Source organism: uncultured Rhodococcus sp. (assembly GCF_963525155.1).
Lineage (GTDB): Bacteria > Actinomycetota > Actinomycetes > Mycobacteriales > Mycobacteriaceae > Rhodococcus_F > Rhodococcus_F qingshengii.
Map to the genome: position 1 here is coordinate 1 of NZ_CAURKP010000084.1, position 23,338 is coordinate 23,338.

Annotated in this window: 23 protein-coding genes; 9 read left to right on the plus strand and 14 right to left on the minus strand. The window is 63.0% G+C overall.

Features of this window, described 5'->3' with window-relative positions; all coding sequences use genetic code 11:
* Positions 1–97 precede the first annotated feature (97 nt).
* Positions 98–511, plus strand: a complete 414-nt coding sequence (locus RWT78_RS17310; RefSeq protein ID WP_003941758.1) for an arsenate reductase ArsC — start codon at positions 98–100, stop codon at positions 509–511.
* A 21-nt stretch (positions 512–532) separates the two neighbouring features.
* Here RWT78_RS17310 and RWT78_RS17315 read toward each other — a convergent pair whose 3' ends face one another.
* The 3 genes from RWT78_RS17315 to RWT78_RS17325 are packed head-to-tail and all read right to left on the minus strand — an operon-like array spanning position 533 to position 3,310.
* Positions 533–664 carry a hypothetical protein gene (locus tag RWT78_RS17315; protein WP_007733137.1) on the minus strand — a complete coding sequence of 44 codons (132 nt, stop codon included), beginning with the start codon at positions 662–664 and terminating at the stop codon, positions 533–535.
* Complete coding sequence (locus tag RWT78_RS17320) at positions 661–1,251, minus strand: TetR/AcrR family transcriptional regulator (protein ID WP_003941800.1); 591 nt, start codon at positions 1,249–1,251, stop codon at positions 661–663. The genes RWT78_RS17315 and RWT78_RS17320 overlap by 4 nt, the downstream gene beginning before the upstream one ends.
* A gap of 52 nt (positions 1,252–1,303) precedes the next feature.
* Positions 1,304–3,310 (minus strand): MFS transporter, encoded by a 2,007-nt coding sequence (locus tag RWT78_RS17325; protein WP_314676908.1) that lies wholly within the window; start codon positions 3,308–3,310, stop codon positions 1,304–1,306.
* Between the two features lie 179 nt (positions 3,311–3,489).
* Between RWT78_RS17325 and RWT78_RS17330 the strand changes: the two genes are divergently transcribed.
* Genes RWT78_RS17330 through RWT78_RS17340 form a run of 3 tightly spaced genes read left to right on the plus strand, consistent with a single transcriptional unit; the run spans position 3,490 to position 4,779 of the window.
* On the plus strand, positions 3,490–3,684 hold the full coding sequence (locus RWT78_RS17330; RefSeq protein ID WP_003941743.1) for a DUF1918 domain-containing protein: 195 nt from the start codon (positions 3,490–3,492) through the stop codon (positions 3,682–3,684).
* 57 nt (positions 3,685–3,741) lie between these two features.
* The gene (locus tag RWT78_RS17335; protein WP_037129760.1) at positions 3,742–4,365 is read left to right on the plus strand and encodes a TetR/AcrR family transcriptional regulator; all 624 of its coding nucleotides are present in this window, start codon (positions 3,742–3,744) and stop codon (positions 4,363–4,365) included.
* Between the two features lie 57 nt (positions 4,366–4,422).
* Positions 4,423–4,779 (plus strand): PLD nuclease N-terminal domain-containing protein, encoded by a 357-nt coding sequence (locus RWT78_RS17340; protein WP_003941757.1) that lies wholly within the window; start codon positions 4,423–4,425, stop codon positions 4,777–4,779.
* Position 4,780: 1 nt separating this feature from the next.
* On the opposite strand, the gene RWT78_RS17345 is transcribed toward RWT78_RS17340, so the two are convergent.
* Positions 4,781–5,671: a LysR family transcriptional regulator gene (locus RWT78_RS17345; protein WP_042921818.1), complete on the minus strand. Its 891-nt coding sequence runs from the start codon at positions 5,669–5,671 to the stop codon at positions 4,781–4,783.
* Between the two features lie 83 nt (positions 5,672–5,754).
* Here RWT78_RS17345 and RWT78_RS17350 point away from each other — a divergent pair, with 83 nt between their 5' ends.
* The gene (locus tag RWT78_RS17350; protein ID WP_314676914.1) at positions 5,755–6,663 is read left to right on the plus strand and encodes an EamA family transporter; all 909 of its coding nucleotides are present in this window, start codon (positions 5,755–5,757) and stop codon (positions 6,661–6,663) included.
* 34 nt (positions 6,664–6,697) lie between these two features.
* On the opposite strand, the gene RWT78_RS17355 is transcribed toward RWT78_RS17350, so the two are convergent.
* A complete protein-coding gene (locus RWT78_RS17355) occupies positions 6,698–7,291 on the minus strand; it encodes a TetR/AcrR family transcriptional regulator (RefSeq protein ID WP_003941729.1) in 594 nt (197 codons plus the stop codon).
* Between the two features lie 55 nt (positions 7,292–7,346).
* On the opposite strand from RWT78_RS17355, the gene RWT78_RS17360 reads away from it, so the two are divergent.
* Positions 7,347–7,766, plus strand: coding sequence for a PaaI family thioesterase (locus tag RWT78_RS17360; RefSeq protein WP_230587613.1), 420 nt, complete (start codon positions 7,347–7,349; stop codon positions 7,764–7,766).
* A gap of 18 nt (positions 7,767–7,784) precedes the next feature.
* Here the strand turns inward: RWT78_RS17360 and RWT78_RS17365 are convergent, their stop codons facing one another.
* The 5 genes from RWT78_RS17365 to RWT78_RS17385 form a co-directional block, all read right to left on the minus strand.
* Entirely contained in the window at positions 7,785–8,714 is a 930-nt protein-coding gene (locus RWT78_RS17365) for an NADP-dependent oxidoreductase (protein ID WP_050655323.1), read from the minus strand.
* 66 nt (positions 8,715–8,780) lie between these two features.
* On the minus strand, positions 8,781–9,593 hold the full coding sequence (locus RWT78_RS17370) for a mycofactocin-coupled SDR family oxidoreductase (protein WP_314676919.1): 813 nt from the start codon (positions 9,591–9,593) through the stop codon (positions 8,781–8,783).
* Positions 9,594–9,687: 94 nt separating this feature from the next.
* Positions 9,688–12,045 (minus strand): malto-oligosyltrehalose synthase, encoded by a 2,358-nt coding sequence (gene treY, locus RWT78_RS17375; RefSeq protein ID WP_314676921.1) that lies wholly within the window; start codon positions 12,043–12,045, stop codon positions 9,688–9,690.
* A gap of 13 nt (positions 12,046–12,058) precedes the next feature.
* Complete coding sequence (gene glgX / locus RWT78_RS17380) at positions 12,059–14,398, minus strand: glycogen debranching protein GlgX (RefSeq protein WP_314676923.1); 2,340 nt, start codon at positions 14,396–14,398, stop codon at positions 12,059–12,061.
* Positions 14,399–14,455: 57 nt separating this feature from the next.
* Positions 14,456–15,748 (minus strand): adenosylmethionine--8-amino-7-oxononanoate transaminase, encoded by a 1,293-nt coding sequence (locus tag RWT78_RS17385; RefSeq protein ID WP_007733120.1) that lies wholly within the window; start codon positions 15,746–15,748, stop codon positions 14,456–14,458.
* A 38-nt stretch (positions 15,749–15,786) separates the two neighbouring features.
* Between RWT78_RS17385 and RWT78_RS17390 the strand changes: the two genes are divergently transcribed.
* From RWT78_RS17390 to RWT78_RS17400, 3 genes are all read left to right on the plus strand, one after another.
* On the plus strand, positions 15,787–16,932 hold the full coding sequence (locus RWT78_RS17390) for an 8-amino-7-oxononanoate synthase (RefSeq protein ID WP_314676926.1): 1,146 nt from the start codon (positions 15,787–15,789) through the stop codon (positions 16,930–16,932).
* Positions 16,929–17,612: a dethiobiotin synthase gene (bioD, locus tag RWT78_RS17395; RefSeq protein WP_314676929.1), complete on the plus strand. Its 684-nt coding sequence runs from the start codon at positions 16,929–16,931 to the stop codon at positions 17,610–17,612. Before RWT78_RS17390 ends, bioD begins: the two co-directional genes overlap by 4 nt.
* Before the next feature lie 187 nt (positions 17,613–17,799).
* Complete coding sequence (locus RWT78_RS17400; RefSeq protein WP_230793117.1) at positions 17,800–19,212, plus strand: GGDEF domain-containing protein; 1,413 nt, start codon at positions 17,800–17,802, stop codon at positions 19,210–19,212.
* A 61-nt stretch (positions 19,213–19,273) separates the two neighbouring features.
* Here the strand turns inward: RWT78_RS17400 and RWT78_RS17405 are convergent, their stop codons facing one another.
* From RWT78_RS17405 to RWT78_RS17420, 4 genes are all read right to left on the minus strand, one after another.
* Positions 19,274–20,656 (minus strand): tripartite tricarboxylate transporter permease, encoded by a 1,383-nt coding sequence (locus tag RWT78_RS17405; RefSeq protein ID WP_003941745.1) that lies wholly within the window; start codon positions 20,654–20,656, stop codon positions 19,274–19,276.
* Positions 20,653–21,144, minus strand: a complete 492-nt coding sequence (locus RWT78_RS17410; RefSeq protein WP_003941716.1) for a hypothetical protein — start codon at positions 21,142–21,144, stop codon at positions 20,653–20,655. The genes RWT78_RS17405 and RWT78_RS17410 overlap by 4 nt, the downstream gene beginning before the upstream one ends.
* Positions 21,145–21,220: 76 nt before the next feature.
* Positions 21,221–22,189: a hydroxymethylglutaryl-CoA lyase gene (locus RWT78_RS17415; protein WP_080712772.1), complete on the minus strand. Its 969-nt coding sequence runs from the start codon at positions 22,187–22,189 to the stop codon at positions 21,221–21,223.
* 5 nt (positions 22,190–22,194) lie between these two features.
* Positions 22,195–23,338 (minus strand): hydroxymethylglutaryl-CoA reductase, degradative (locus tag RWT78_RS17420; RefSeq protein WP_314676937.1); only part of this gene is annotated, 1,144 nt, incomplete at its 5' end.

The window sequence follows — 23,338 nt, forward strand, 5'->3', positions numbered from 1 at the left end:
AGGTACCGGTGCTCGTCGGGCTGGTCTATGTCTCCCTTGCTCTACGCAAACGCTTTGCAGTCGAAGAGGTTTCATCCAGTCGAGAAAGAGCGAGGTCATGAGCAAACCATCGGTGTTGTTCGTCTGCGTCCACAATGCCGGTCGATCTCAGATGGCCGCGGGATTCCTGAGCCATCTCGCAGGCGACGCCATCGAGGTCCGTTCCGCCGGATCCGCACCCGCCGAGACCGTCAATTCGGCAGCGGTCGAGGCGATGGCAGAGCGCGGTATCGACATCTCAGCGCAGTCTCCGAAGATCCTCACTGTCGACGCCGTCCAGGATTCGGATGTCGTCATCACCATGGGCTGCGGCGACACGTGCCCGATCTTCCCCGGCAAGAGTTACCGAGACTGGGTTCTCGACGACCCGGCCGGACAGGGCCTTGAAGCAGTTCGCCCGATCCGTGACGAAATCGAGCGGCGCGTTCAAGCCTTGATCGCTGAACTCACCACTGCCGCGAAGTCTTCCTGACCGATCGGGGACTCGACAGGATCATTCGCCCGCGGGCTCGATGTGTTCGGCACCGAGGACGGAGAGTCGGTATTCCTGTGCGTCCTGCTCGGTTTCGAAATCTTTCTCTTCGAGGAGATTCCGGTCGGCGTCGAGGTATCGGTAAGTAGTCATTCCTCCACCGTGTCACTGATGAACGATTCGTGCTCGGATACCGGTTCGATTTCGTCGACGGCTATTTGAATCAGCCTTCCGTAGCGCCGGATCAGATCCTCCGACGACAGTGAATCCTCACCGAGGAGTTCGAGCGTCCGCATGCCGGTGGCCAGTCCGAGCAGCAGTGAGACGACGATCTGGCTGCGTACCAAACCGGGCTCCGTGTCGCCGATGCGGCGCGCGATCCCGTGAACGTATCGTTGCTTGATCTCGGCCCGAGCGGCGGCCGGATCTGGCGCCTCGTGAACGTGTACTGCGAGCATTGCCCACGGATCGGTTTCATCGGATTCTCTACGAGCGACAAGTTTCTCGACCAGTTGACAGCCGATGTCTCCGGTGGCGTCGGCATTCGGATCCTCGTCCATCGGAGGTGCGGACGGGATCGCAGCCGAGTACAGCCGAGCTTTGCTGCCGTAGATCTTCATGACCAGGGCAGGGGAGTAGCCGGCTGCGACCGCGATGTCCTTGATGGTCGTCGATGCGTAACCTCGTTCCGCGAACAAGGCTTTCGCTGCTGTGAGGATGCTGGCTTCGCCGCTGCTCATGTCGCTCGCTTCGATACCCGATCGCCATGCGTTCGGTTGCTCATACTGGCGTTCATACTGTCGTCAACGGCTCGGCATCGACGGGTACGTCGAAGTCGACGACGGTGGACTGCGCGATGACCGCTATCTGACGAGCCAATGTGCCGTGTCCGCTCTCGGTCAGCGCGGTCAGGATGTACCGGCCGGATGTGGGAAGTGCGATTCCGTAGTGCCCGGTTCCGTCGGTGACCGTGGATGCGACGAATTCGCCGGTCGGTTTCGTGAGTGTGACGACAGTTCCCGAGGTTGTTCGGCCGCCGACTCCGACCTTGCCGGAGATGGTGAGGCGGTCGCCGAGTTCGACGGTGTGCGTCGATTGCGCGCTGTCGAAGTCGATTACCTGTGACCGAGGGGACCAACCGTCGGCGCTCGTGACCACCAGGTACCGGCCGGGCCGGGGTAGGGCGAGGGAGAAGTTGCCTTCGTTGTCGGCGCGACTCCAGTCAATCGGTCGACCCTCCATGTCCATCACGGTGACAACGGCCTGCCGGATCGGTCGGCTGTCGGCCCGGATCACACGACCGGCAACCACAATTTCCGTTTCGGACACGGCGGCGTCGGGAAGCTCGAACCCTTCCGGGGTCACCGGGCGAAGTGCCGCTTCCGGTTTTGCGCCGCGGCGAGGAATGAACGCAGCGGCAGCAGCCACGGCGGCGAGGGCGGCCAGCCAGAAGATGTTCTTGAAGGCGTCGATCGACGGAAGGCCCTCGCCCGGCCCGGACGGGATGACCATCGACGTGAGCATGGCGGCAACCACCGCGCTGGACGTGGAAGTACCGACTGAGCGGAGCAGCGAATTGAGGCCGTTTGCCGACGCGGTTTCGGTGATCGGAACCGATCGCATGATCAGCATCGGCATCGCGGAGTAGGCGATTGCGGTTCCGATGCTGACCACCGCCGCGCTGATGATGATCAGTGCTATCGAACCGGTCAGGAACACTCGCGCGATGTAGGCGAGCGCGAGCACCGTGCCGCCGACGATCAGGGTGATCTTGGCTCCGAATCGCTTCGTGATGTTCGCGGAGACGGGCGCGAAGAAGACCATCGCGAGGCCTGCCGGAATCATGCACAGTCCGGCCGCCATCACGCCCAGTTCGAAGCCGTAGCCGGAGATCTTCGGCATCTGAAGTTGTTGGGTGGTGGAGAGGTTGTTCGCGTACATCGAGAAGCCGACGAGGATCGAGGCGACGTTGGTCAGCAGAACAGGCCGCTTGGCCGACGTTCGTAGATCGACCATCGGCTGGGTGACGCGAAGTTCGTAAGGGAACCACAATGCGAGAGTCACGATTCCGATGACGAACATCAGCAATGTCAGTTCGCTCGTCCATCCCCAACGGGCGCCCTTGGAGATGGCGAGGAGGATCGCCGTGAGTGCTGTCGAGAGCATGACCGCGCCCAGGAAGTCGAATTTGCCGCGGGTACGAACACTTGATTCCGGGACGACGACGGCTACCGCGATGATCAGCAGGACGCCCACGATCGCCGAGAGCCAGAAGATGGCGGGCCAGCCCAGATGCTCGAAGATCAACCCGGACAGGGGGAGCCCGAGTGCGCTGCCGATTCCGAGAGTGGCACTCATCAACGCTGTTGCCGACGCCACCTTCTCCTTGGGCAGTTCGTCGCGCATGATGCTGATTCCGACGGGGATCATCGAGATCGCGAAGCCCTGGAGACCACGTCCGATCAGCAGGGCGACAAAATTGCCGCCGATCGCCGCGACCAGTGATCCGACCACGATCATCGTCATCGAGATCAGCATCATGCGTCGTTTTCCGAACATGTCTGCCAGGCGGGAGACGATCGGAGTGGCGACGGCACTCGTGAGGAGCGTGACGGTGACGAGCCAGGAGGCGTCGTCAGCGCTGACGCCGAGGATCTTCGGGAAATCGGGCAACAACGGAATGACCATCGTTTGTTGCAGCGCGACCACGGTGCCGGAAAGACAGAGAATTGCGGTAATGAGCCGACTTGAACGGCGAGTGGTCGGAGACGAGTGCAATGCCAAGAGACGGTCCTTCACGCGGCGATGGTGAACGGGAATTCACCCATGAGTGAACCACTGTTCACCCGTCGCTGTCACCTTCGGTGAATATGCGATTTCTCACGACGGCAACTCGCCCCAGGGTTTCCGAGTCGGCATGGCGGGAACAACGTCAGTGGTTGGTCTGCGCCTGCGCGAGCGGGCAGCGAGGAGGAGTGATGCATGCCGAAGTGGGTGACCGTCTCCACGTCCAGGGGCGCGTGGTGGGGCAGGCGGAGGTAACTGCCGAGGTTCTCGAGGTGCACGGCGAGGACGGCGGTCCTCCGTATCTGGTCAGGTACGACAACGGCCACGAGGCGTTGGTGTTTCCCGGTAGCGACGGCTGGATAGATCACCCCGGAAAAGGCTCCTGAGCTGCACGATTCTTTCCATGCATGGTCGTTGCATCGAATACGGCTAAAGTGTGCGCAATGGAGGGCAGACGCCAGTACCACTCCCGCGTGCGTGAAGCTTCCGCGCAGCGAACGCGTGAACTCATTCGTGATGCGGCGACGGCCTTGTTTGTTCGAGACGGGTATGTCAGTGCCACCGTCAAGCAGATTGCCGCCTCGGCCGGCGTCGCCGATCGGACGGTGTTCACAGCCTTCCCTGGCGGGAAACTCGAGATCTTCGAAGCGGCCCTCGCTGCGGCGCTCGATGCCGAAGAGGTTCCACTCGGCGCGCCGAACCTGGCCGCGGACCCCGATGACGTTCGCCGGATCGTCTCCCAGATCGTGGCACAGGGCATCGGACTGCTCGAACGTGCCGGCGCTCTGATGATGGTCGCGGTCGAATCCTCGGGTGCGGATGCCGACATGCGTCGACTATCCGAGGAGTCGTCGGATCAGTCGGCCGTCAATGCGATGTCGATAGCCGAGGGTCTCTCCGAGCATGGCTTGTTGAGGCCTGAGATTTCGCTCGAGAAAGCCGCGGGCATACTTGCCGCTTTCGTCTCGCCGCAGCTTCATCAGCAATTGCGTCGGGTCAGTGGATGGGACGTCGATGCGTACCGAGGATGGCTCGAGTTCAACATTCGCCAGAATCTAATGTACTAATTGGTCTGTTTTCGTTAGCATGGCGAGGGTTTTTTATTCTCGGGAGGAATCGCCAGCGTGCCCTATGCCTTGTTCGGCCTCATCACGATGTTGCTGTGGATTTTCTGCATCGTCGACGCCATCACGAGAGATGACGCCTACATCCAGTACCTACCCAAGGTCGTCTGGATTCTGATCATCATCTTCCTTCCTACTTTGGGATCGGTTCTGTGGCTGGTGGTCGGGCGCGGACAGAACGCGCCCCGCGGATACGTCGGCCCAACCGGGTACGGCGAATACGAGCGCCCGGGACGTGCCGTTGCGCAGGATCCGGCGGCGGACGAAGCCTTCTTGCGTCAGTGCCGCGAACGGGCGGAAGAGCAGCGTCGAATTGCCAAGCAGCAGCGCCGCGACGGCGACGCTGATCGGATGTGAGTTATCGGTAGGCCGTGAGTCGGTCCAACACGAGCCGAAGCGGCGGCCACGACGATCGGCCGCGACGCGTCACCGCATAGGCAGTGAGGATGACGGGCGGATCGACGAGTGGTTCGACGCGCACGCCTTCGCGAGTCTTGCGTTCGAGCGGCATCAGCCCCACGCCGTAACCACTGAGGATCAAGAGTTCGACCAAGTCGAGACTGTCGATCTGGTGAGTGATCCGAGGGGTGAACCCGGCCAGCGACGCGAGGGTTCGCACAGCGCGCTCGTCTGCCGTGTTGCGTGAGTTCACTATCCATGACGTGTCGGCGAAGGCGCGGAGATCGATTCCGGATTCTGTGGACTTGTCGGGAGCTTTGGCGTCGTCGGGAACACACAGTCCCCAGGGCGTCGACCAGAGCGGAATTGCTTCGAGTAGTGGGCTCGGCGACGCGGGGGCAAGGTTGTAGTCGTACGTCAGTGCGAGGTCTAGATCGTCGCGTTCGAGGAGTGCAAAAGCCTCCACGGGTTCGTATTCGTAGATCATCACGTCCACCTGCGGGTGACTGCGTTGCAGGCTTCGAGCGACGGGGAGCATCGCGGTTCTGATCGCAGTTGCGAATCCGCCGACTCGCAGGGTCCCCACCGGTTCCGCGTCCGGATCGAGGTCCAGGCGAGCTGCATCGACGGCTGCCAGGATGGTGACGGCATGATCGGCCAGTCGTTGACCGGCCGGCGTCAGCCGCACCCGGCGACCGTCGGGCTCGATCAGTGCGGTACCGGTCTCCGCGGTCAAGGCCGCGAGTTGTTGGGACACTGTCGACGTCGTGAGGTTGTGCGCTTCGGCGACCGCACGCATCGAACCCAAGCGGGAGAGTTCGAGGAGGAGATGGAGTCGACGGGTTTCCATCCTTCGATCATTCACTAATCGTGAACATAATGTAGGTCAAAATCGCGTGGACACGAACGGTTGGCCTCCCGTTCAATTCAGCTATGGATACGAAAGCGCGGGCCGGAGTGGGCCTGGCTGTTCTGGCGATGTTGTGCGTGCAGTTCGGGCTCGCCGTGTCGGTGGGCCTGATCGATCAGCTCGGCGCAGACGGAGCGGCGTGGATACGACTCGCCTGGGCAGGCATCATTCTTCTGATCATCGTCAGGCCCCGCCCTTCGGCGTTCACTCGCAAGGCGTTTCTGGCTTGCGTGGTTCTGGGTGTGGTCACCGCAGGCATGACGCTCCTGTTCATGGCAGCGGTGGAGCGCCTTCCGCTGGGAACAGCAAGCGCATTGGAATTCTTGGGTCCGCTGACGGTTGCATTGCTCCGGGGGCGTGGCCGCGTTCTGTGGCCGGTTCTGGCAGGCGTGGGCGTCGTGCTTCTCACCGAACCATGGGCCGGGACAGTCGATCTGGTCGGTGTGGCGTACGCACTCGGTGCGGCGCTCTGCTGGGCGATGTACATTTTGCTCACCCAGCGCGTCGGCGACGAGGTTGCCGGTATCAACGGGCTGGCGGTGTCGATGGCGGTAGCCGGGTTGGCCGCGACAATTGCCGTAGGCCACTCGGCTATCGGGCGGCTGACTCCGCATCTGATTCTCGTGGGCCTCGGACTCGCGATCTTGCTGCCCGTCGTGCCGTTCGTTCTGGAGATGGTCTCGTTGCGAAGGCTGTCCACGGCGGCGTTCGGCACGCTGATGAGTCTCGAGCCTGCTTTCGCGCAGCTTATCGGTCTGGTTGTGCTGCAACAGGTTCCGAGTGTTCTGGCCGTGGCAGGTATCGCGTGCGTCGTCGTCGCAGGGATCGGCGCGGCCCGCGGTGGTGCTCGAGGTGGTGCTCGGGATGGCACCCGGAAGCCGACTGAGCCACCCTCCGATTCCGAGCGAACGTACCTTTCGGCGCCTTCATGAGACCGAGAGTGCCGTTCGCTCAGGTCGCGTTCGCTCAGTGCGAGTGCGCCGCGGCGATTGCTCCGTCGAACACGTCGGCGACCTCGCCGAGGGAATCGAGAATCGGCTGACCGGATCGTTCGACGCGAGCCCGCACCAGCGAGCCCTCGAGCGCGGACACTGCAAGGACGGCAAGCCGTTCCGCTCGCGCACGTCCGACCCCGGACGCGATCAGTGTGTCGCGCAGTAGCGAAGTCCACTGTCGATACACCGCCTGTCCGGCGGCTGTCACGCTCTCCGAATCGGGGGCAAGTTCCAACAACACCGTCGTGATCGGCGAGCCTTCGTGGAAATCCGAATCGCTCACCCATCCGGCGAGCAACCGCGCGTACTCGCGCAGCAGTGACCCGGCGTCCGATTGGCTGTCGGCGAGTTCGGTCAGGGTGTCGGTGACCAACTGCCCGCCGACGCGGACGACCTCTTCGCCGATCTGCTCTTTGCCGCCGGGAAAGTAGTGGTAGAGCGAACCTTTCGGCGCCCCGCTCGACTTGAGGATCTCGTTGAGGCCCGTTGCCGCATACCCCTGGCGGCGAAACAGATCGGCCGCAGCTCGTACGAGTGCTTCGCGGTGTTTCGGGGGAGTCGCCACGAGTTGGAGCTTAAACACCCCAGCGATCCACCACAATCTATGTAGACTGGTCTACATGGGAAATTCTGAAATGCTCGAACAGTTGCGGGCGGTCAACGCCTCGGCGGCCTTCAACCGGTGGGCCGGATTCGAAGTCACGGAGGCCGAACCGGGTCGCGTCTGTCTGCGGCTCGAATGGCGTGAGGATCTGGGCCAGTACTCGGGACACCTGCACGCTGCGCTCGTGGCGGGACTCGTCGACACCGCGTGCGGATTTGCTGCTTTCACCCAGGTAGGTGTCGTGGCGGCGTCCAACTGCGCGGTCAATTTCGTGAGTCCGGGCGTCGGAACCGCATTTGTCGCTACGGCGCGCTCGGTCAAGGCCGGGCGCAAGCAGGTGTTCGTCACTGCCGAGGTACATGCCGAACGCGAAGGCGAATCGGTGCTCGTCGCGTTCGGCACCACCCTGTTGGTTCCACTCGCCCCTAAGGCCTAGGCAAGACAGAGCTGAAGGTCACGGAACGAGGATGAACTTTCCCGCGGGGTGCGAACTCTGCAACTCGGTGTGAGCGAGCGCGACGTCCGTTAGAGGGAAAGTCTTGGCGATCTTCACGGTGAGATGTCCGGAACCGGCTTGTTCGACCAGTTCGGATCGAGCCTTCAAACGCGCTTCCGCACTTGCCGGATTGCCTCCGCCGACGGACGCGAAGCCGTCGGTCTGGGCGCGTCCGAACGCGACGATGGTGACGATGCGACTCTTGTCGGTGACCAAAGCCAGAGATGCATCGACGGCTTCGTCCGTTCCGGCGGTGTCGAACGCCGCATCGACGCCGTTCGGCGCGAGTTCACGGACACGCGCTTCGAGGCCGTGGCCGTAGAGCACAGGCGTGGCGCCGAGCGAGCGCACGTAATCCTGATTCGAGGCTCCCGCAGTGCCGATCACCGTAGCTCCGCGACCAACTGCCAGCTGAACAGCGATCGCGCCGACGCCGCCGGACGCGCCGTGGATGAGAACGGTGTCGCCGGAACCGACCCGAATGGTGTCGAGGGCGTCGACTGCAGTTCCGCCGACCAGAAGGAGGCCGGCTGCCTGTTCCCAGCTGATGCCTGCGGGCTTCGCGGTGACAGAGGAGACCGGCACGACTACTTGTTCGGAGTAGAGGCCGTTGCCGGGGCTGACGATCACTTCGTCGCCGACGTTCACATTTGTGACGCCGTCGCCGACAGCCGAGACGACGCCCGCTGCCTCGCCGCCGAGGCGGATGGGAAGTTTCTCGGGGTCGGTGCCGAAAGCGCCGCTGTAGAGCTTGAAGTCGAAGGGATTGACGCCGATCGCCTTCACGTCGACCAGGACTTCACCTGATTTCGGTGCCGGTAAATCGACGTCCACCAGCTTCAGGACCTCGGGCGTGCCGTACGTCTGCGCTACAACAGTTTTGGTCATGTCTCGCGCAACCGTCCTCGGGGAAGCGATATTCCCCGAGGACGGGAAAAACTCGAGAAGATTCGATCAGCGGATCAGGGTGACCAGATCGAGCGGCATCGCGATGCCGGTGATGTGATGGGCCTCGTCGGAACCGAGGAACGCGACGGCGGCGGCGATGTCCTCCGGCTGGCTGACCGGGTCGGGCAAGGTCTGCATGAAGATCGGACCGAGTGTGTGGGCGTTGGCGTCGATGAGCGGCCGCATGTCCGTCATCTGCATTCCGGTTTCCACGCCGTGTGGGTGGATGGTGTTGACCCGAATGTTGTACTGCCCCAACTCCGAGGCCATCGTCTTGGCCAGACCGGTGATGCCGTGTTTGCTCGCGACGTAATGGCCGAGGAAGGGGAGGCCGCGCAGGCCGGCGACGGAGCTGGTGAAGATGATCGAGCCACCGGTGCCTTGCTTGATCAGGTGCGGGATCGCTGCCTTGGCGGTGTGGAAGACGCCGGTCAGGTTGACGTCGAGCGTTTCCTGCCACTGCTCGGGCGTGATTTCCCAGGACATGTTGGCAGAACAGATTCCGGCGTTCGCGACGACGACGTCAAGTCGCCCCAATTCGTCGATGCCGGCCGCGAGCGCCGCGGACAGTGCAGAGAAGTCGCGAACGTCGGTCTTGGTAGCGACAATTCGACGGTCCAGGGCCTTGACCAGTTCGACTGTCTCGGCCAGGTCGTCGTCGGTGGCGCCGGCATACGAGGTGGATTCGAATTGAGCACACGCGTCGACGGCGATGATGTCTGCGCCCTCTTCTGCCAGCCGGACAGCTTCGGCGCGCCCCTGACCACGGGCGGCTCCGGTGATGAAGGCAACTTTTCCGGTGAATCGACTGGCGGCCATGCTCAAACCTCCGACTAGTGGTGACGATCTGCTCTTCGGAAGTTAGCGCGACGAAGTTCTTTTCGGGGGTGAATGCCCAGTCAGCGGAAACCGCTCAGCGCACCCTGGTCAACAGGGCACATGGCCCGGCAGCGAAGATGTCCCGCGCATCCGAAGACAAGACGGGTTGTCCGCTCAGTGCGTCGACCCATTCGCCATCTGGCAGGTCCACTCGCGTATCTCTCCAACCGTGGGACGAGAGTCCTAGCGAATGTCGCGTCGCCAGAGCAACGACCATGGGCGGATCACCTGCCGGGCCGCGCGAGAAGCCGACCAGATGACCGGATCCGGAACCTGAAGCGAAGACCGGCCGGTACTCACCGTGATCGAACCACGAGGGGTTCTCCCGCCGCAGTGTCAGTGCCGTGCGAACGAGGTGCAACTTTGCGGTTCCTGTTGCGTCGATCGGCGCGGCGCCGGAATCGAGCAGTGATCGCCTCGTTCCGTAGTCGACAAGCCGCCGGTTGTCCGGATCGACCAACGAGTCCTCCCACAGCTCAGTGCCCTGGTAGACGTCGGGAACGCCGGGCCCGAGAAGTTGGAGCAGCTTTTGGCCGAGAGAGTCCGACCAGCCGTGACGCGCGATCCGGCCGACGAATTCGCTGACCGAATCACCGACCGGGCCGTCGATCACCTCGTTGATCCAGCGGTGCACTGCCGACTCGAAGTCGACGTCCGGATCGTTCCAGGAAGTCCTGGCGCCGGACTCGCGGACGGCTTTCTCCGCATAGGCGTGCAAACGCTCGCGCAGCTCTGGAACCGAGGCTGCCGAGCGGCCGTCCGTCGGCCACACACCGATGATGTTCTGCCACAAGAACAATCCGGTAAGCGGATCAGGGCTGGGGCACACGTCTTCCCACTCGCGAATCAGCCGGGCCCACAGCGTCGGCACCTGAGACACAACACCGATCCGTGCCCGCACGTCCTCGCCGCGTTTGGTGTCGTGAGTGGACAGACTCGTCATCGCGCGCGGCCACCGCTTCGCTCGGTCCGCGTTGTGGAGATGGAATTCGGCGACGGAGACGGCAAGCGATGCCGGGTTGCCGCCGACTTCCTGACGTGAGACCAGGCGCGCCGTCCGATAGAAGAGTCGATCTTCGACGGACTTGGCCATGACGGCGCCACACACCTGCTGGAAGCGAACTGAGGCTTCACCGCTGTTCACCAGGGATTGCGCCAACACGTTGAACGATGGTTCATGTCCGGGAGCCAATTCGTGCATGTCGCCGACGATCCGAGCGGCCAAACCGGCGAGGGGACTGTAGTCGGATCGGTACACCGGCATCCGAGCGATCGCGACGACAACTGCGTCGTTCAGTTCGGTCTCACTGCAACGACTTCCGGTTTCGCGTCGGATTGCACGCACGAGCCTGCGAACCTCCGGTGCAAGGTCACCGCGCCCGGTGTCGCGTTTGAACTGACGTTCGGTGTGATGCAACCACGTACTGTCCCCGTCGTCGCCGGTCAGATCTGCCGAGAGTTCGGTCAATTCGAGTTCGGCGGCGGGATCGACGAAAATGCCGCCCAGCTGATTGAGGGCGTCGTATCCGGTGGTGCCGTCGATCGGGAGCATCGGATCGAGTGGTTCCGTATGGCCGAGGATCTTTTCGATCACGAGCCACTGATCTGGTCCGATCAGTTCTCGCAGGCGCCCGAGATATTCCGCCGGATTCGCGAGTCCGTCCGGATGATCGATGCGAACGCCGTCGATCAGTCCTTCGTCGACCCACGACTTCACTTGCCGATGGCAGAGTTCGAAGACTTGGGGGTCCTCCTGGCGCAGCGCAGCGAGTTCGTTGACGGCAAAGAACCGTCGGTAATTGACGATCCCGGCGTTCCACGGTACGAGTCGGTACGACTGCCTGGAGTGCACCTCCTGTGGAGATCCGAATTCAGTACCGGCAGCGATGGGGAAGCGGTGCTCGTAGAACGCGAGAAGTGTTTCCTCGCCATCTTTCTCGACAGTCAGTGCGTCGAGATCGTCCGGGCTGCCCAGTACCGGGAGTGAGAGTTTGCCGTCGGCTCCGTTGTCCTCGGCCCAATCGATGTCGAAGAAGTCCGCGTACTCCGACGACTGCCCGTGCGTGAGAACGTCCCACCACCAAGCATTTTCGCGAGGTTTGGCGACACCGACGTGGTTGGGGACCAGATCGACGATCAGGCCCATCCCACGTGATCGAACGGCGCGCGAGAGCTCCACCAGGGCCTCGCGGCCACCAAGTCCTTCGGACACGGTTGTCGGATCGGTGACGTCGTAGCCGTGCGTCGATCCGGACGTCGCAGTGAGGATGGGGGAGAGATAGAGATGTGAGACCCCCAACGCCTCGAAGTAGTCCACCAATGCGGCCGCATCACGAAGAGTGAATGCATCCGGTCGCAACTGCAGTCGGTAGGTGCTGGTTATCGGGGCCATGTGCACGTCTCCCTCAAGCGGTTCTGCGAAGTACCGTCAATGCTCGCGCTTTTACATCCAATGTTGTTCCGGCTTTGATCACGGTATCGCTCTCACCGGTGGGGACCGAGGTGTCGAGTACGACGGTCCACTCCGAGGCGTAGTCCGCGTTGGGGGTGGAGAATTCGAGATCTTCGTAGTGGGCGTTGAAGCAGAGAAGGAACGAATCTCCCGTGACGCGCTCGCCGCGGTAGTTCGGTTCCGGGATCGCGTCACCGTTGAGAAAGACAGCCAACGACTTGCCGAAACCGCTGTCCCAGTCGGCCGGAGTCATCTCTTCGCCAGACGGCGTGAGCCAGGCGATGTCGCGACTCTGATCGCCGCTTCGAATAGGTCGCCCCTCGAAGAATCGACGACGCCGGAAGACCGGGTTCTTGGCGCGCAAGGCAATTGCGCGCTTGGTGAACTCGACGAGGTCGGCGTTGGTTTCCGCGAGAGTCCAATCCATCCATGACAGTTCCGAATCCTGGCAGTAAACGTTGTTGTTACCCTGCTGAGTTCGGCCCATCTCGTCGCCGTGAGCAAGCATCGGGGTGCCCTGGCTGAGCATCAGCGTAGCCAGTATGTTCCGGCTCTGACGGCCACGCAGTTCGAGGATTTCCGGGTCGTCGGTGGGGCCTTCGACTCCGCAGTTCCACGATCGGTTGTGCGATTCGCCGTCGTTGTTGTTCTCACCGTTGGCTTCGTTGTGCTTCTCGTTGTACGAGACGAGGTCGTGCAGGGTGAAACCGTCGTGAGCGATGACGAAGTTGATGCTCGCGCCAGGGCGACGTCCGGTGGCCTCGTAGAGATCAGAGGATCCGGTGAGACGTGAGGCGAACTCCCCGAGCGTTGCCGGCTCACCACGCCAGTAGTCGCGGACGGTGTCGCGGTATTTGCCGTTCCATTCGGTCCACAGGCCGGGGAAGTTGCCGACCTGGTAACCGCCTTCGCCGACGTCCCACGGTTCGGCGATCAGCTTCACCTGACTGACGATCGGATCCTGTTGCACGAGATCGAAGAAGGCCGAAAGGCGGTCCACGTCGTGCAGTTCACGGGCGAGTGTCGAGGCGAGGTCGAAGCGGAAACCGTCGACGTGCATCTCCGTGACCCAGTACCGCAGAGAGTCCATGATCAATTGCAGCGTATGCGGATGACGGGCGTTGAGGCTGTTGCCCGTTCCGGTGTAGTCCATGTAGTGCTCTTCGTCGCCGTCGACCAGGCGGTAGTAGGCGGCATTGTCGATACCGCGGAAACTGATGGTCGGCCCCATGTGATTGCCCTCGGCGGTGTGGTTGTAGACCACGTCGAGGATCACTTCGATACCCGCCTGGTGGAAGCTGCGCACCATGGCTTTGAATTCCGCTACGGCCGCATCGGGTTTCGTGGCCGAGGAGTAGTCGGTGTGTGGAGCGAGAAAGCCGAAGGTGTTGTAACCCCAGTAGTTTCGCAGACCTTGGTCGAGAAGCACCTGATCGTGCATGAACTGGTGGACCGGCATCAGTTCGATCGCCGTGACACCCAGATCGGTGAGGTGCTCGATGATCACCGGATGAGCGAGCCCCGCGTACGTGCCGCGCAATTCCTCCGGAACTCCGGGATGCGTCGCGGTCATACCCTTGACGTGCGCTTCGTAGATGACCGTCTCGTGATACGGACGCTTCGGCGAGTGGTCGGACGCCCAATCGAAGAACGGGTTGATGACGACGGTCGACATCGTGTGACCGAGCGAATCATGTTGGGGGAAAGGGATGGTAGCGGGTTCGTCGACGAGCGGTTCGGGATCGAAGGGTTCTGGGTCGAGGCTCTCGTCCGATTCCTGATCGTCCGTGGGCGAGTCGTCTTCGAGGCCCACCTCGTCCGATTCGGCTTCCGAACTCGTTTCGTCGGTAGCCTCTTGCGGCCCCACGGCGGGAGATTCGTCGTCTCCTGAAGGTTCGGGGTCCGCCGCCGATTCGACGTCGTACGAGAACAGCGAACGGTCTCCGTCGAAGTCTCCGTCGAACGCTTTTCCGTACGGGTCCAGCAGGAGTTTGCTCGGATCGCATCGCAGACCTGCAGCCGGATCGTACGGCCCGTGTACGCGGTAGCCGTATCGCTGGCCGGGGGATACCGACGGAAGGTACGCATGCCAGACGTAACCGTCGACCTCGTCCATCCGAATGCGGGTTTCGGTTCCGTCCTTGGCGATCAGGCACAGCTCGACGGCCTCGGCGACCTCGGAGAAGAGCGAGAAATTGGTCCCCGCGCCGTCGTAGGTGGCACCGAGTGGGTACGCACTGCCAGGCCATACCGGGATGGGAGTGGCTGAGGTCTCGCTCGGCGGTTGATCCATGAATCAGACCCTATCGGGTGCAGCCGATCGAATCTCGTCGACTGTCTACGGTGCCGATCACCGTTTCGCCTGGCTGCGGGCGGTTGCAAGCATTCCGGCTGTGATCTGTTCCACCTCTGCCTCCGAACACAGGTACGGAGGCATCGCGTATACGAGGTTGCGGAACGGCCGGAGCCAGACGCCGGCGTCGACGGCCGCATCGGTGGCGCTCTGCATGTCGACCGGCTGTTCGAGTTCGATCACTCCGATTCCGCCTTTGACGCGGACGTCGACGACCCCGGGAATTGTGACGGCTTCGGCGAGGCCTCGAGCGAGGCCACGTTCGAGGGTTGCGACGTCACGCCGCCAGTCCATCGCAAGCAGAAGTTCGGTCGACGCCACCGCGACGGCGCACGCGAGTGGATTGCCCATGAAGGTAGGGCCGTGCATCAGCCCGCCGCCCTCACCGGCAGTGATGGTCTCCGCGATCTCCGTGGTGCACAGCGTTGCCGCCAGACTCATGTACCCGCCGGTCAGTGCCTTGCCGACGCACATGACGTCGGGACTGACGCCGGCGTGATCGGCGGCGAACAATTCTCCGGTGCGTCCGAATCCGGTCGCGATTTCGTCGAAGACCAGGAGGACTTGGTACTTGTCGCAGAGGTTACGCAGGTCGATCAGGTACGCGGGATCGTGGAAACGCATTCCGCCGGCGCCTTGGACCACCGGTTCCACGATCACCGCTGCGAGGTGCTCGTGATGCTCGGCCAAGAGCGATTCCAACTCCTGCACGTATTCGGGGAGATAGCCCGCCGGGGGAGCCTGCGCGAAGACCTGAGGGCGCAGGACGTCGGTCCAGAGAGAATGCATGCCGCCGTCGGGATCGCAGACGCTCATGGGGGTGAAGGTGTCACCGTGGTATCCGCCGCGCCAGGTCATCAAACGATTCTTCGACGGCTTTCCGAGGCTCCGCCAGTACTGCAGGCACATCTTCACTGCGACTTCGACGGCCACCGAACCGGAGTCGGAGAGGAACACCTTGTCGAGGTGAGGTGGTGTGATGTCGACGAGCAGTCGCCCGAGGCGAGCGGCAGGTTCGTGCGTCAGTCCGCCGAACATGACATGGCTCATTTTGCCGAGCTGCCGTGCGGCGGCGGTGTCGAGCACGGGATTGCGGTAGCCGTGAATGGCGGCCCACCACGAGCTCATCCCGTCGACCAATCGGCGGCCGTCGGAGAGCGTCAGGGTAGCCCCCTGCGCAGAGTCGACGATCAGCGGACGAGTCGACGCGGGAAACGATCCGTACGGATGCCAGAGGACATCGGCATCGATGGCGGAGACGTCATGGGGATCAAGTCCGGTTGTGAGCACGGATGCACCCTAACCATTGAGTTGAACGGTGTTCAAGTATGGTCGGAAAAGTGAACACCTCGCTGAATTGGCTGACGGCCGTCGAAGCGGACCGCAGGGCCGCTGGACTCCGTCGCGAACTCCGTCCTCGCACGGTCGACTCCCCGTTGATCGACCTGGCGTCGAACGATTACCTCGGACTCGTGCGGCACCCCGATGTGATCGAGGGTGCCACGGCGGCTCTGCGCCGTTGGGGCGCGGGCGCCACGGGCTCGCGTCTGGTCACCGGCACCACCACCGAACACGAACTGCTCGAAGTCGAACTGGCCGAGTTCGTCGGGGCGGACTCCGGACTTGTCTTCTCCTCCGGTTACACAGCCAATCTCGGCGCGGTGACGGCGCTCTCGGGTCCAGGGGCGTTGATCGTCTCCGATGCGGGATCGCATGCCTCGCTGGTGGATGCCTGCCGCCTGTCACGTGCTCGGGTTGCCGTGGCTCCGCATTCGGACGTGGGCTTTCTCGCCGACACGTTGCGCAGCAGAGTGGAAGAGCGAGCGCTGGTCGTCACGGATTCGGTCTTCAGCGCCGACGGAGACCTCGCGCCGCTGCGGGAGATGCATCAGGTGTGCCGCGAGTTCGGGGCGATCCTGCTGGTCGACGAGGCGCATGGCATCGGTGTGCGCGGTGCCGGTGGACGTGGACTCGTACACGAGTCGGGCCTGGCGGGTGAACCTGACGTCGTCGTGACGGCAACACTGTCCAAGTCGCTCGCCAGCCAGGGGGGAGTTGTGCTCGGTGACAACAAGATCCGCGCGCATCTCATCGACGCGGCAAGAACGTTCATCTTCGACACCGGTCTCGCACCGGCCGCCGTAGGCGCGGCCAGGGCTGCACTCGCAGTACTCCAGCGTGAGCCGACGCGAGCGCTCGACGTCCTGGCCCGGGCATCCGAGCTGGCGGACGTCACCGGTGCTCCGTCGCCTGAATCTGCTGTCGTCTCAGTCGTTCTCGGTGATCCGCAACGGGCGTTCGATGCCGCGTCCGCGTGCCGGGACCAGGGACTGCACGTCGGATGCTTCCGCCCGCCGTCGGTTCCGGAAGGAACGTCACGGCTGCGTCTGACTGCACGAGCGACGCTGTCTCCTTCCGAGATGGAGCAGATCTCACTCGTACTTCGCGAGGTATTGGCAGGTGCCCGCGCATGAGTATTCTCCTGGTGACCGGCACATCGACCGACGTCGGAAAAACAGTGGTGACGGCAGCACTGGCATCGCTCGCCCTGCAGGCGGGAAAGTCGGTTGCGGTGCTCAAACCGGCCCAGACCGGCGTCGACGTGGACGGTGCGGGTGATCTGGCCGAGATCGAGCGTCTGACCGGCGGCGGTGCGACGCTGGTCGAGTTGGCGCGGTACCCCGAACCTTTGGCGCCGGATACTGCTGCACGTCGAAGTGGTCTCCCGTTGTTGGCGCTCGACGACGTGGTTCGGGTCGCCTCCGACCTGGACACCACCCACGACCTGACCCTGATCGAAGGCGCCGGCGGCTTGCTGGTCCGCTTGGGCGTCGACGGGTTCACCGCTCGCGATCTTGCCGCGGCTCTGGCAGCGCCAGTGGTGCTGGTGGTTGCGTCCGGCCTGGGCACGCTCAACCACACCGCTCTGACCGTGGAAGCCCTACGTGCATCCGGCGTGGAATGCGCCGGGTTGGTGATCGGTTCGTGGCCGCAGGAACCGGACCTCGCCGAGAGATGCAATCGCGAGGATCTGGTCTCGGTCAGCGGTGTTCCCCTTCTCGGGGTAATGCCTGCCGGAAGTGGAGGCGCGAGTGTCCGAGAGTTTGCTCGCACCGCTTCGATCACGCTCGGTGAACTTCATTTGACCAACTGACGACGTAACATCCGATTTGTCCGCATCGATAGCCAAGGCACAGTGGGGTGCCTCGGGTTTCGACGTCCCTCGCGTACGATTCCGGTCGGTATATTTCGACGGGTGTCTTGCGGCGACCCCGCATCCGGGGCGCCTTGGTCGCCGACAGTGGTTGTCGAATTGTGAGTAGGTCAGTCGAATGTAGGTGGTGAGCACGGTCGAAAAGTCGTTGTCGTCATCGGCCGTACGTCGCGCACTGCTTATCGGCGTAGTCGTCTTCGTCTCGTGCCTGGTCGGAATTCTGAGCCGTCTGCCGGGCACGCTTGCAGTCTTCTGGCCGGCCAACGCGCTGCTACTCGGGATCCTCTTTCGGTCGCCGCGTTCCGCCACATTGCTCACCTGGATCTGCGTCGTAGTCGGTTATGTCGGAGCCGACCTGATCACCGGTGGGGCATGGGAGTCCACGGTGTGGCTCAACGCGGCCAACATCGTCGGGGTTGCGAGCGGCTTCTACGCCTTTCGCTGGGTCGACAGTGAGGACCGTCGACTGACCAGTATTCAGTCCGTCGGCTATCTCGTGTCGATGACTGTCGCCGCCGCGTCGATGGCGGCGCTCGTGGGCGGAATCGCGAACCGCGTGCTGTTCGGCGGGCAGTGGTGGGACGGCTGGTTGCTCTGGTTCTCGAGTGAGTTCGTCAACTACATGACCATCGTCCCCTTGGTGCTGACATTCCCTTCGCTTCGACGAGTGGATCGAGAACCGAAAGCTGTTGCCACGCTTGTGCGTCGATCAGTCGTTCCGACGGCGCTGCTGGCCGTCTGCATCATCTTGGAGTGGGTGATAGGCGGTGCCGGAGCGATCGCGTTTGCCATGCCGGCGCTGGTGACTGCAGCCTTGCTCACCAATGTATTTGTCACGTCGGTGCTCACAGCTGTGTCAACTGCCTGGACGTTGGTACTGACGGCCGACGGCCATCTCGGATTGTCCAGCGAGGGCGTCTCGCCGGTCAGCGCGTCGGTCCAGATCGGATTGTCGCTGCTGGCGGTAGCGCCGATCGCGGTGGCCTGTGTGATCCTCGAGCGTCGCCGCGCGCTCGAGGCACTCACCCAGGCCGTCACCCACGACGATCTCACCGGTGCGTTGCGCCGGGACGAATTCTTGCGGCGAGGCGGCAGCGTGACGGGTGCGACCGATCCGCGTCGCCACTCTGGACGTCCGGTCAGCGTCCTGATGATGGATCTGGATCACTTCAAGATGGTGAACGACAACCTCGGTCATCGTGCCGGCGATACGGCGTTGGTGAGTTTTGCCGATCAGGTGCGGCGGCACCTCGATGACAAGCATCTCTTCGCCCGATTGGGCGGCGAGGAGTTCGTCGTACTGATGGCCGGCGTCGATCTCGAGGGTGCGACCGAAACAGCCGAGATGATTCGACGCGCGCAAGCGGAGAATTCGTCGGCAGTATTGGGCGACTTCGGGCCGACGGTCAGCATTGGTGTCGCGTGTTCACCCCACGGCGACGCAGACCTGACGCAATTGGTCGATTGCGCTGACGAGGCGTTGTATCGAGCGAAGAAGTTGGACCGCAATCGAACCGTGGCGCTCACGGTCGGTAGCTGAAGAAATACGTGCGGACCCGCAGTTTGTTGCGGGTCCGCACGTGGTGGTGGAGTCGACCGATTCAGAACAGATTGATCAGCGCAGGAACACTGAACAGCGCTACGTAGTAACCCATGAACAGAACTCCGCCGTGAATCTTGAACAGGCGCCCGAGAAGACCACCGACCAGGCCGACCGTCACGGTGATCAGAAGCCCGAGGATGCCGCCCTCCCAGATGCTGATGACGACGACGAGTCCCGTGAACACCGCGATCACAGCTTCGTGACTGATGTGCTTGACCACCGCTGACGCAGCGCGGTACGCGTAGTTCATGGCAAACGGGTATGCGATGACCGTTGCCGTGACCACTGCGAGCAGTCCGTAGAGCAGGAACTCCCACTGCGTCAGGTACGTGGAGAGATTGTTGATCACTCCGGTTTCCTGATTGGTCTCGAACACCGGTGGAGCGTTGAACAGAGGGGCTGCGGGGCCTGCCGCGAGCGGGCTGAGCGGAAGGCCGAAAGCGACGAGTGGGATGAGGGTTTCCGCGATGTAGGTGGATTCCGTCGTACCGTTCTTCGCCGAGACCATTGTGGTCAGTCGGTGATAGCCGTTCTTGATCCGCGCACCTACCAGCTCACCCATCAGAACAGTCATGGCGACCGGGCTGAAGACGAAGGTTGCGCTCGACACCGTGGAAGCGGCGGCGGTGTAACCGATCTGCTTGCGATCGAGGACCTTCAGAGGATTGGGGAAGTATCCCTTCCATCCTTTGATGTCCGGGGCCAATGCAACGGTTTTGGGTTCACTGCGTTCCATGTCCTTACGGCTCGACGGGCCCAAGGTCAATGCGAGGTCCGCGATCAGCGGCCCGACTGCGATCGCAAGGAAGTAGCTGATGTTCAGCGACACATCGTAATTCGACGTCAACGCGCGGGCGCCGAGGATCAAGATGACGAAGGGAACGAGGGCGACAACCCCGGCCCAGCGGCCTGGTGAGGCGTAGGCGATGCCGATGGCGGCGACCAGGAACAGCCACGGTGCTATCGACTGAACGGTGTCCGCGAACGGCGCGAGGATGGTCGCGAACAAAACGGCAACCGGCACAGCGACGAACGCCGAGATCACTGCTCCCGAGATCGCCTTGCGGAGTGCGATGTGCGGGATGCCGAGTGAGCGCATCATCTGCGCTTCCGGCAAGAGTGGAATCGCCATCGTGTCGCCGGGAATGCCCAGCAGCATCGTCGGCACCGCGTGCGTCATGTGTTTGGCGATCGCACCCGAGAGGAAGAACGTGAAGACCGCCGCCGGGGGAGCGCCGAGCAGAATCACGAGCAGAGTCAGCGGTGCGATCGTGGCGGTCTCGTCCGTGCCGGAGATCAATCCGATGAACGTGAACGCGACCGCACCGATGATGCCGAAGAGAACGGCAATCAGAATTTCGTTGGTCAGAACCGAACTCATGCGCGCCCACCGTCCTTCGGTGTGTTCGAGACCCGTGCGTGCTCGGCCTCGGCAGCGGCGAAGTGGTCGTACAGACCCAGCTCGCGAAGTTCCTGTCGGCTCTGCTCCGGAATGTCGGCGAGAGTGCCCAGACCCTGGCGCTGTTCACTCATCGTCGTGATGACACCGTCGATCGACTCCGCGTCGGCGGCGGCCAAGGCGACTATCCGCTTCGGCTTGATGAAGATTCCGCAGACCACGCCGGCGAGCAGGCAGGCCGCGATGCCGACCAGAAGGCTGTACGCCTGGGCCAACGACGGTTCGCTGACGACCCGTTCGAACAGTGCCTGGGCCGCGAGAAGGGCCGAGGCGCCGACGACACTGCCGACTGCAACGGAGATCGCGAGGTGTCGACCGTTGACGGTGTCACCCCAGACTTCGAGGTATGTCTGCTGCTCGGTCGGCTCGGTTGTGGTGGTCGGCGTCGTTGCCGGCTGCGGTGGTGACATCAGTCTTCTCCAGTGTCATGCATGGCGGGGTCGTACAGGGAGGGGCTTGCGAGATGAGGGGCTTGCGTTGCGGGTGTCAGGTGCGTGCTGCGCGGAGGGCGGTGACAACTCGGGACGGGCTCGAGTGGCCGATCTGTTCGGCCATCCAGCTGCTTGTATCGGTGAGCGAATCCAGGTCGATGCCGGTGTCGATCCCGAGGCCGTGGAGCATCCACACCAGATCCTCGGTGGCGAGATTTCCGGTCGCGCCCTTGGCATACGGGCACCGTCCGAGACCACCTGCGGAACTGTCGAATTCGGATACCCCAGCGGTCAACGACGCATAGACGTTCGACAGCGCCTGGCCGTAGGTGTCGTGAAAGTGCATGGCGATCTGCGATGTGGGGATGCCACGTTCTCGGAGGGCGCCGAGCAAAGCGAGCACATGGCCAGGTGTGCCGACGCCGATGGTGTCGCCGAGTGAGAGTGACGTGACACCGCTGTCGATCAGGGTCTTTGCGATGTCGGCGACACGCTCGACGGGCACGGAGCCTTCCCAGGGGTCGCCGAAGCACATGGAGATGTAGCCGCGGACGGGAAGTCCCAGGGCTCGGGCGGCCGTAGTGACCTCGGCAGCCGCGGCGATCGCGCCGTCCACCGTGGAATTGAGGTTGCGTTTCGCGAATTCCTTTGTGGCGCTGACGAATACTGCAACCTCGCTCGCTCCGGCGGCGACGGCCCGCTCGAGACCCTTGCGGTTCGGGACAAGAACGACCGTACGCACCGAGTCCGGCAGGTGCAGCCGACCCATCAATTCTTCCGCGTCCGCAAGTTGCGGGATCCATCGAGGTGAGACGAAACTCGTCAATTCGACAGTGCGGGAGCCGGCCGCGACCAGGCGTTCGATGAACTGGGCTTTCGTCTCGGTCGGGATCACCGCTGTTTCCGCTTGAAGTCCGTCGCGTGGCCCGACTTCGTAGATTCGGACCGAGGTCGGCAGTCCCGGCGCCGGCACTCGATGAGGCGCCGGCTTCCACACCGGTGATCCTGCAACTGTTTCGGTCATTGTCGTCAGTTTCCGCCGCGGATCTCGGCGAGAACCTTCTCGGCATGCTCGACGCGAATGCTCTTGTCCGCGATCAGGCGTGCCACCACGGCGTCGATCTCGCTCTTCTGCGCTCCGGCGGTGGCAGCGATGTTGCGGGCGTGCAGCCCCATGTGTCCGCGCTGGACACCCTCACTGGCCAGAACGCGGACAGCAGCCAGGTTCTGCGCCAGGCCGACTGCCAGGATGATGCCGGCGAGTTCCTCGGCGCTCTCGACGCCGAGCATCTTGATTGCGGCCTGCGCTACCGGGTGCACTTTGGTGGCCCCGCCGACGAGGCCGACCGGCATGGGTAGCTCGAGGGTGCCGACGATGTTGCCGTCGGCATTCTTCTCGAAATGGGAGAGCGACGAGTAGATCCCGTCGGCGTTGACTGCATGGGAATGGCACCCGGCTTCGACTGCGCGCGTGTCGTTTCCGGTTGCCAACACCACGGCGCTGATGCCGTTCATGATGCCCTTGTTGTGTGTCGCGGCGCGGTAGGGATCCAGCTCCGCCAAGCGTGCGGCATGGATCAGGTTGTCCACAACCTCTGCGCCGCCGATCAATTCGGCGTCGAACACGGCACGAACGCGCGTCAGCCGCAGATCTGCCTTGTTGGTGAGAATGCGAAGAACGACGTGCCCGCCGCCGATCTCGGCTACTCGATCCGCGATTGCCTCTGCCATCGTGTTGACTGCGTTGGCGCCCATGGCATCTCGTACGTCGACATGAAGGTGGAGGACGACGTAGGCGGCCTTGTCCGAGGACACGATGCGAACCGAAATGTCCTTCACGCCACCCCCGACGCTGACCAGCTTCGGGTCCTGCTCGTTGGCGAGTGCAATGATTTCTTCACGTGCCTCGAGGAGTCGGATGCGGGCAGCTGCCGGATCCACGACGTCGACGAGTTGAATCTGGGCTTGCATGATCGGCTGCGTGCTCGAGACGTGAAAGCCCCCGAGTCCGCGTGCGATGCGAGCAGCGTTACTCGCGGCTGCGACTACCGACGGCTCCTCGGTGGCGAGGGGGATCAGGTAGTCCGTGCCGTTGATCGTGAAGTTGGTGGCCACGCCGACCGGGATGCCGATGACGCCGAGGACGTTCTCGACCATGCGATCGGCCTGATCG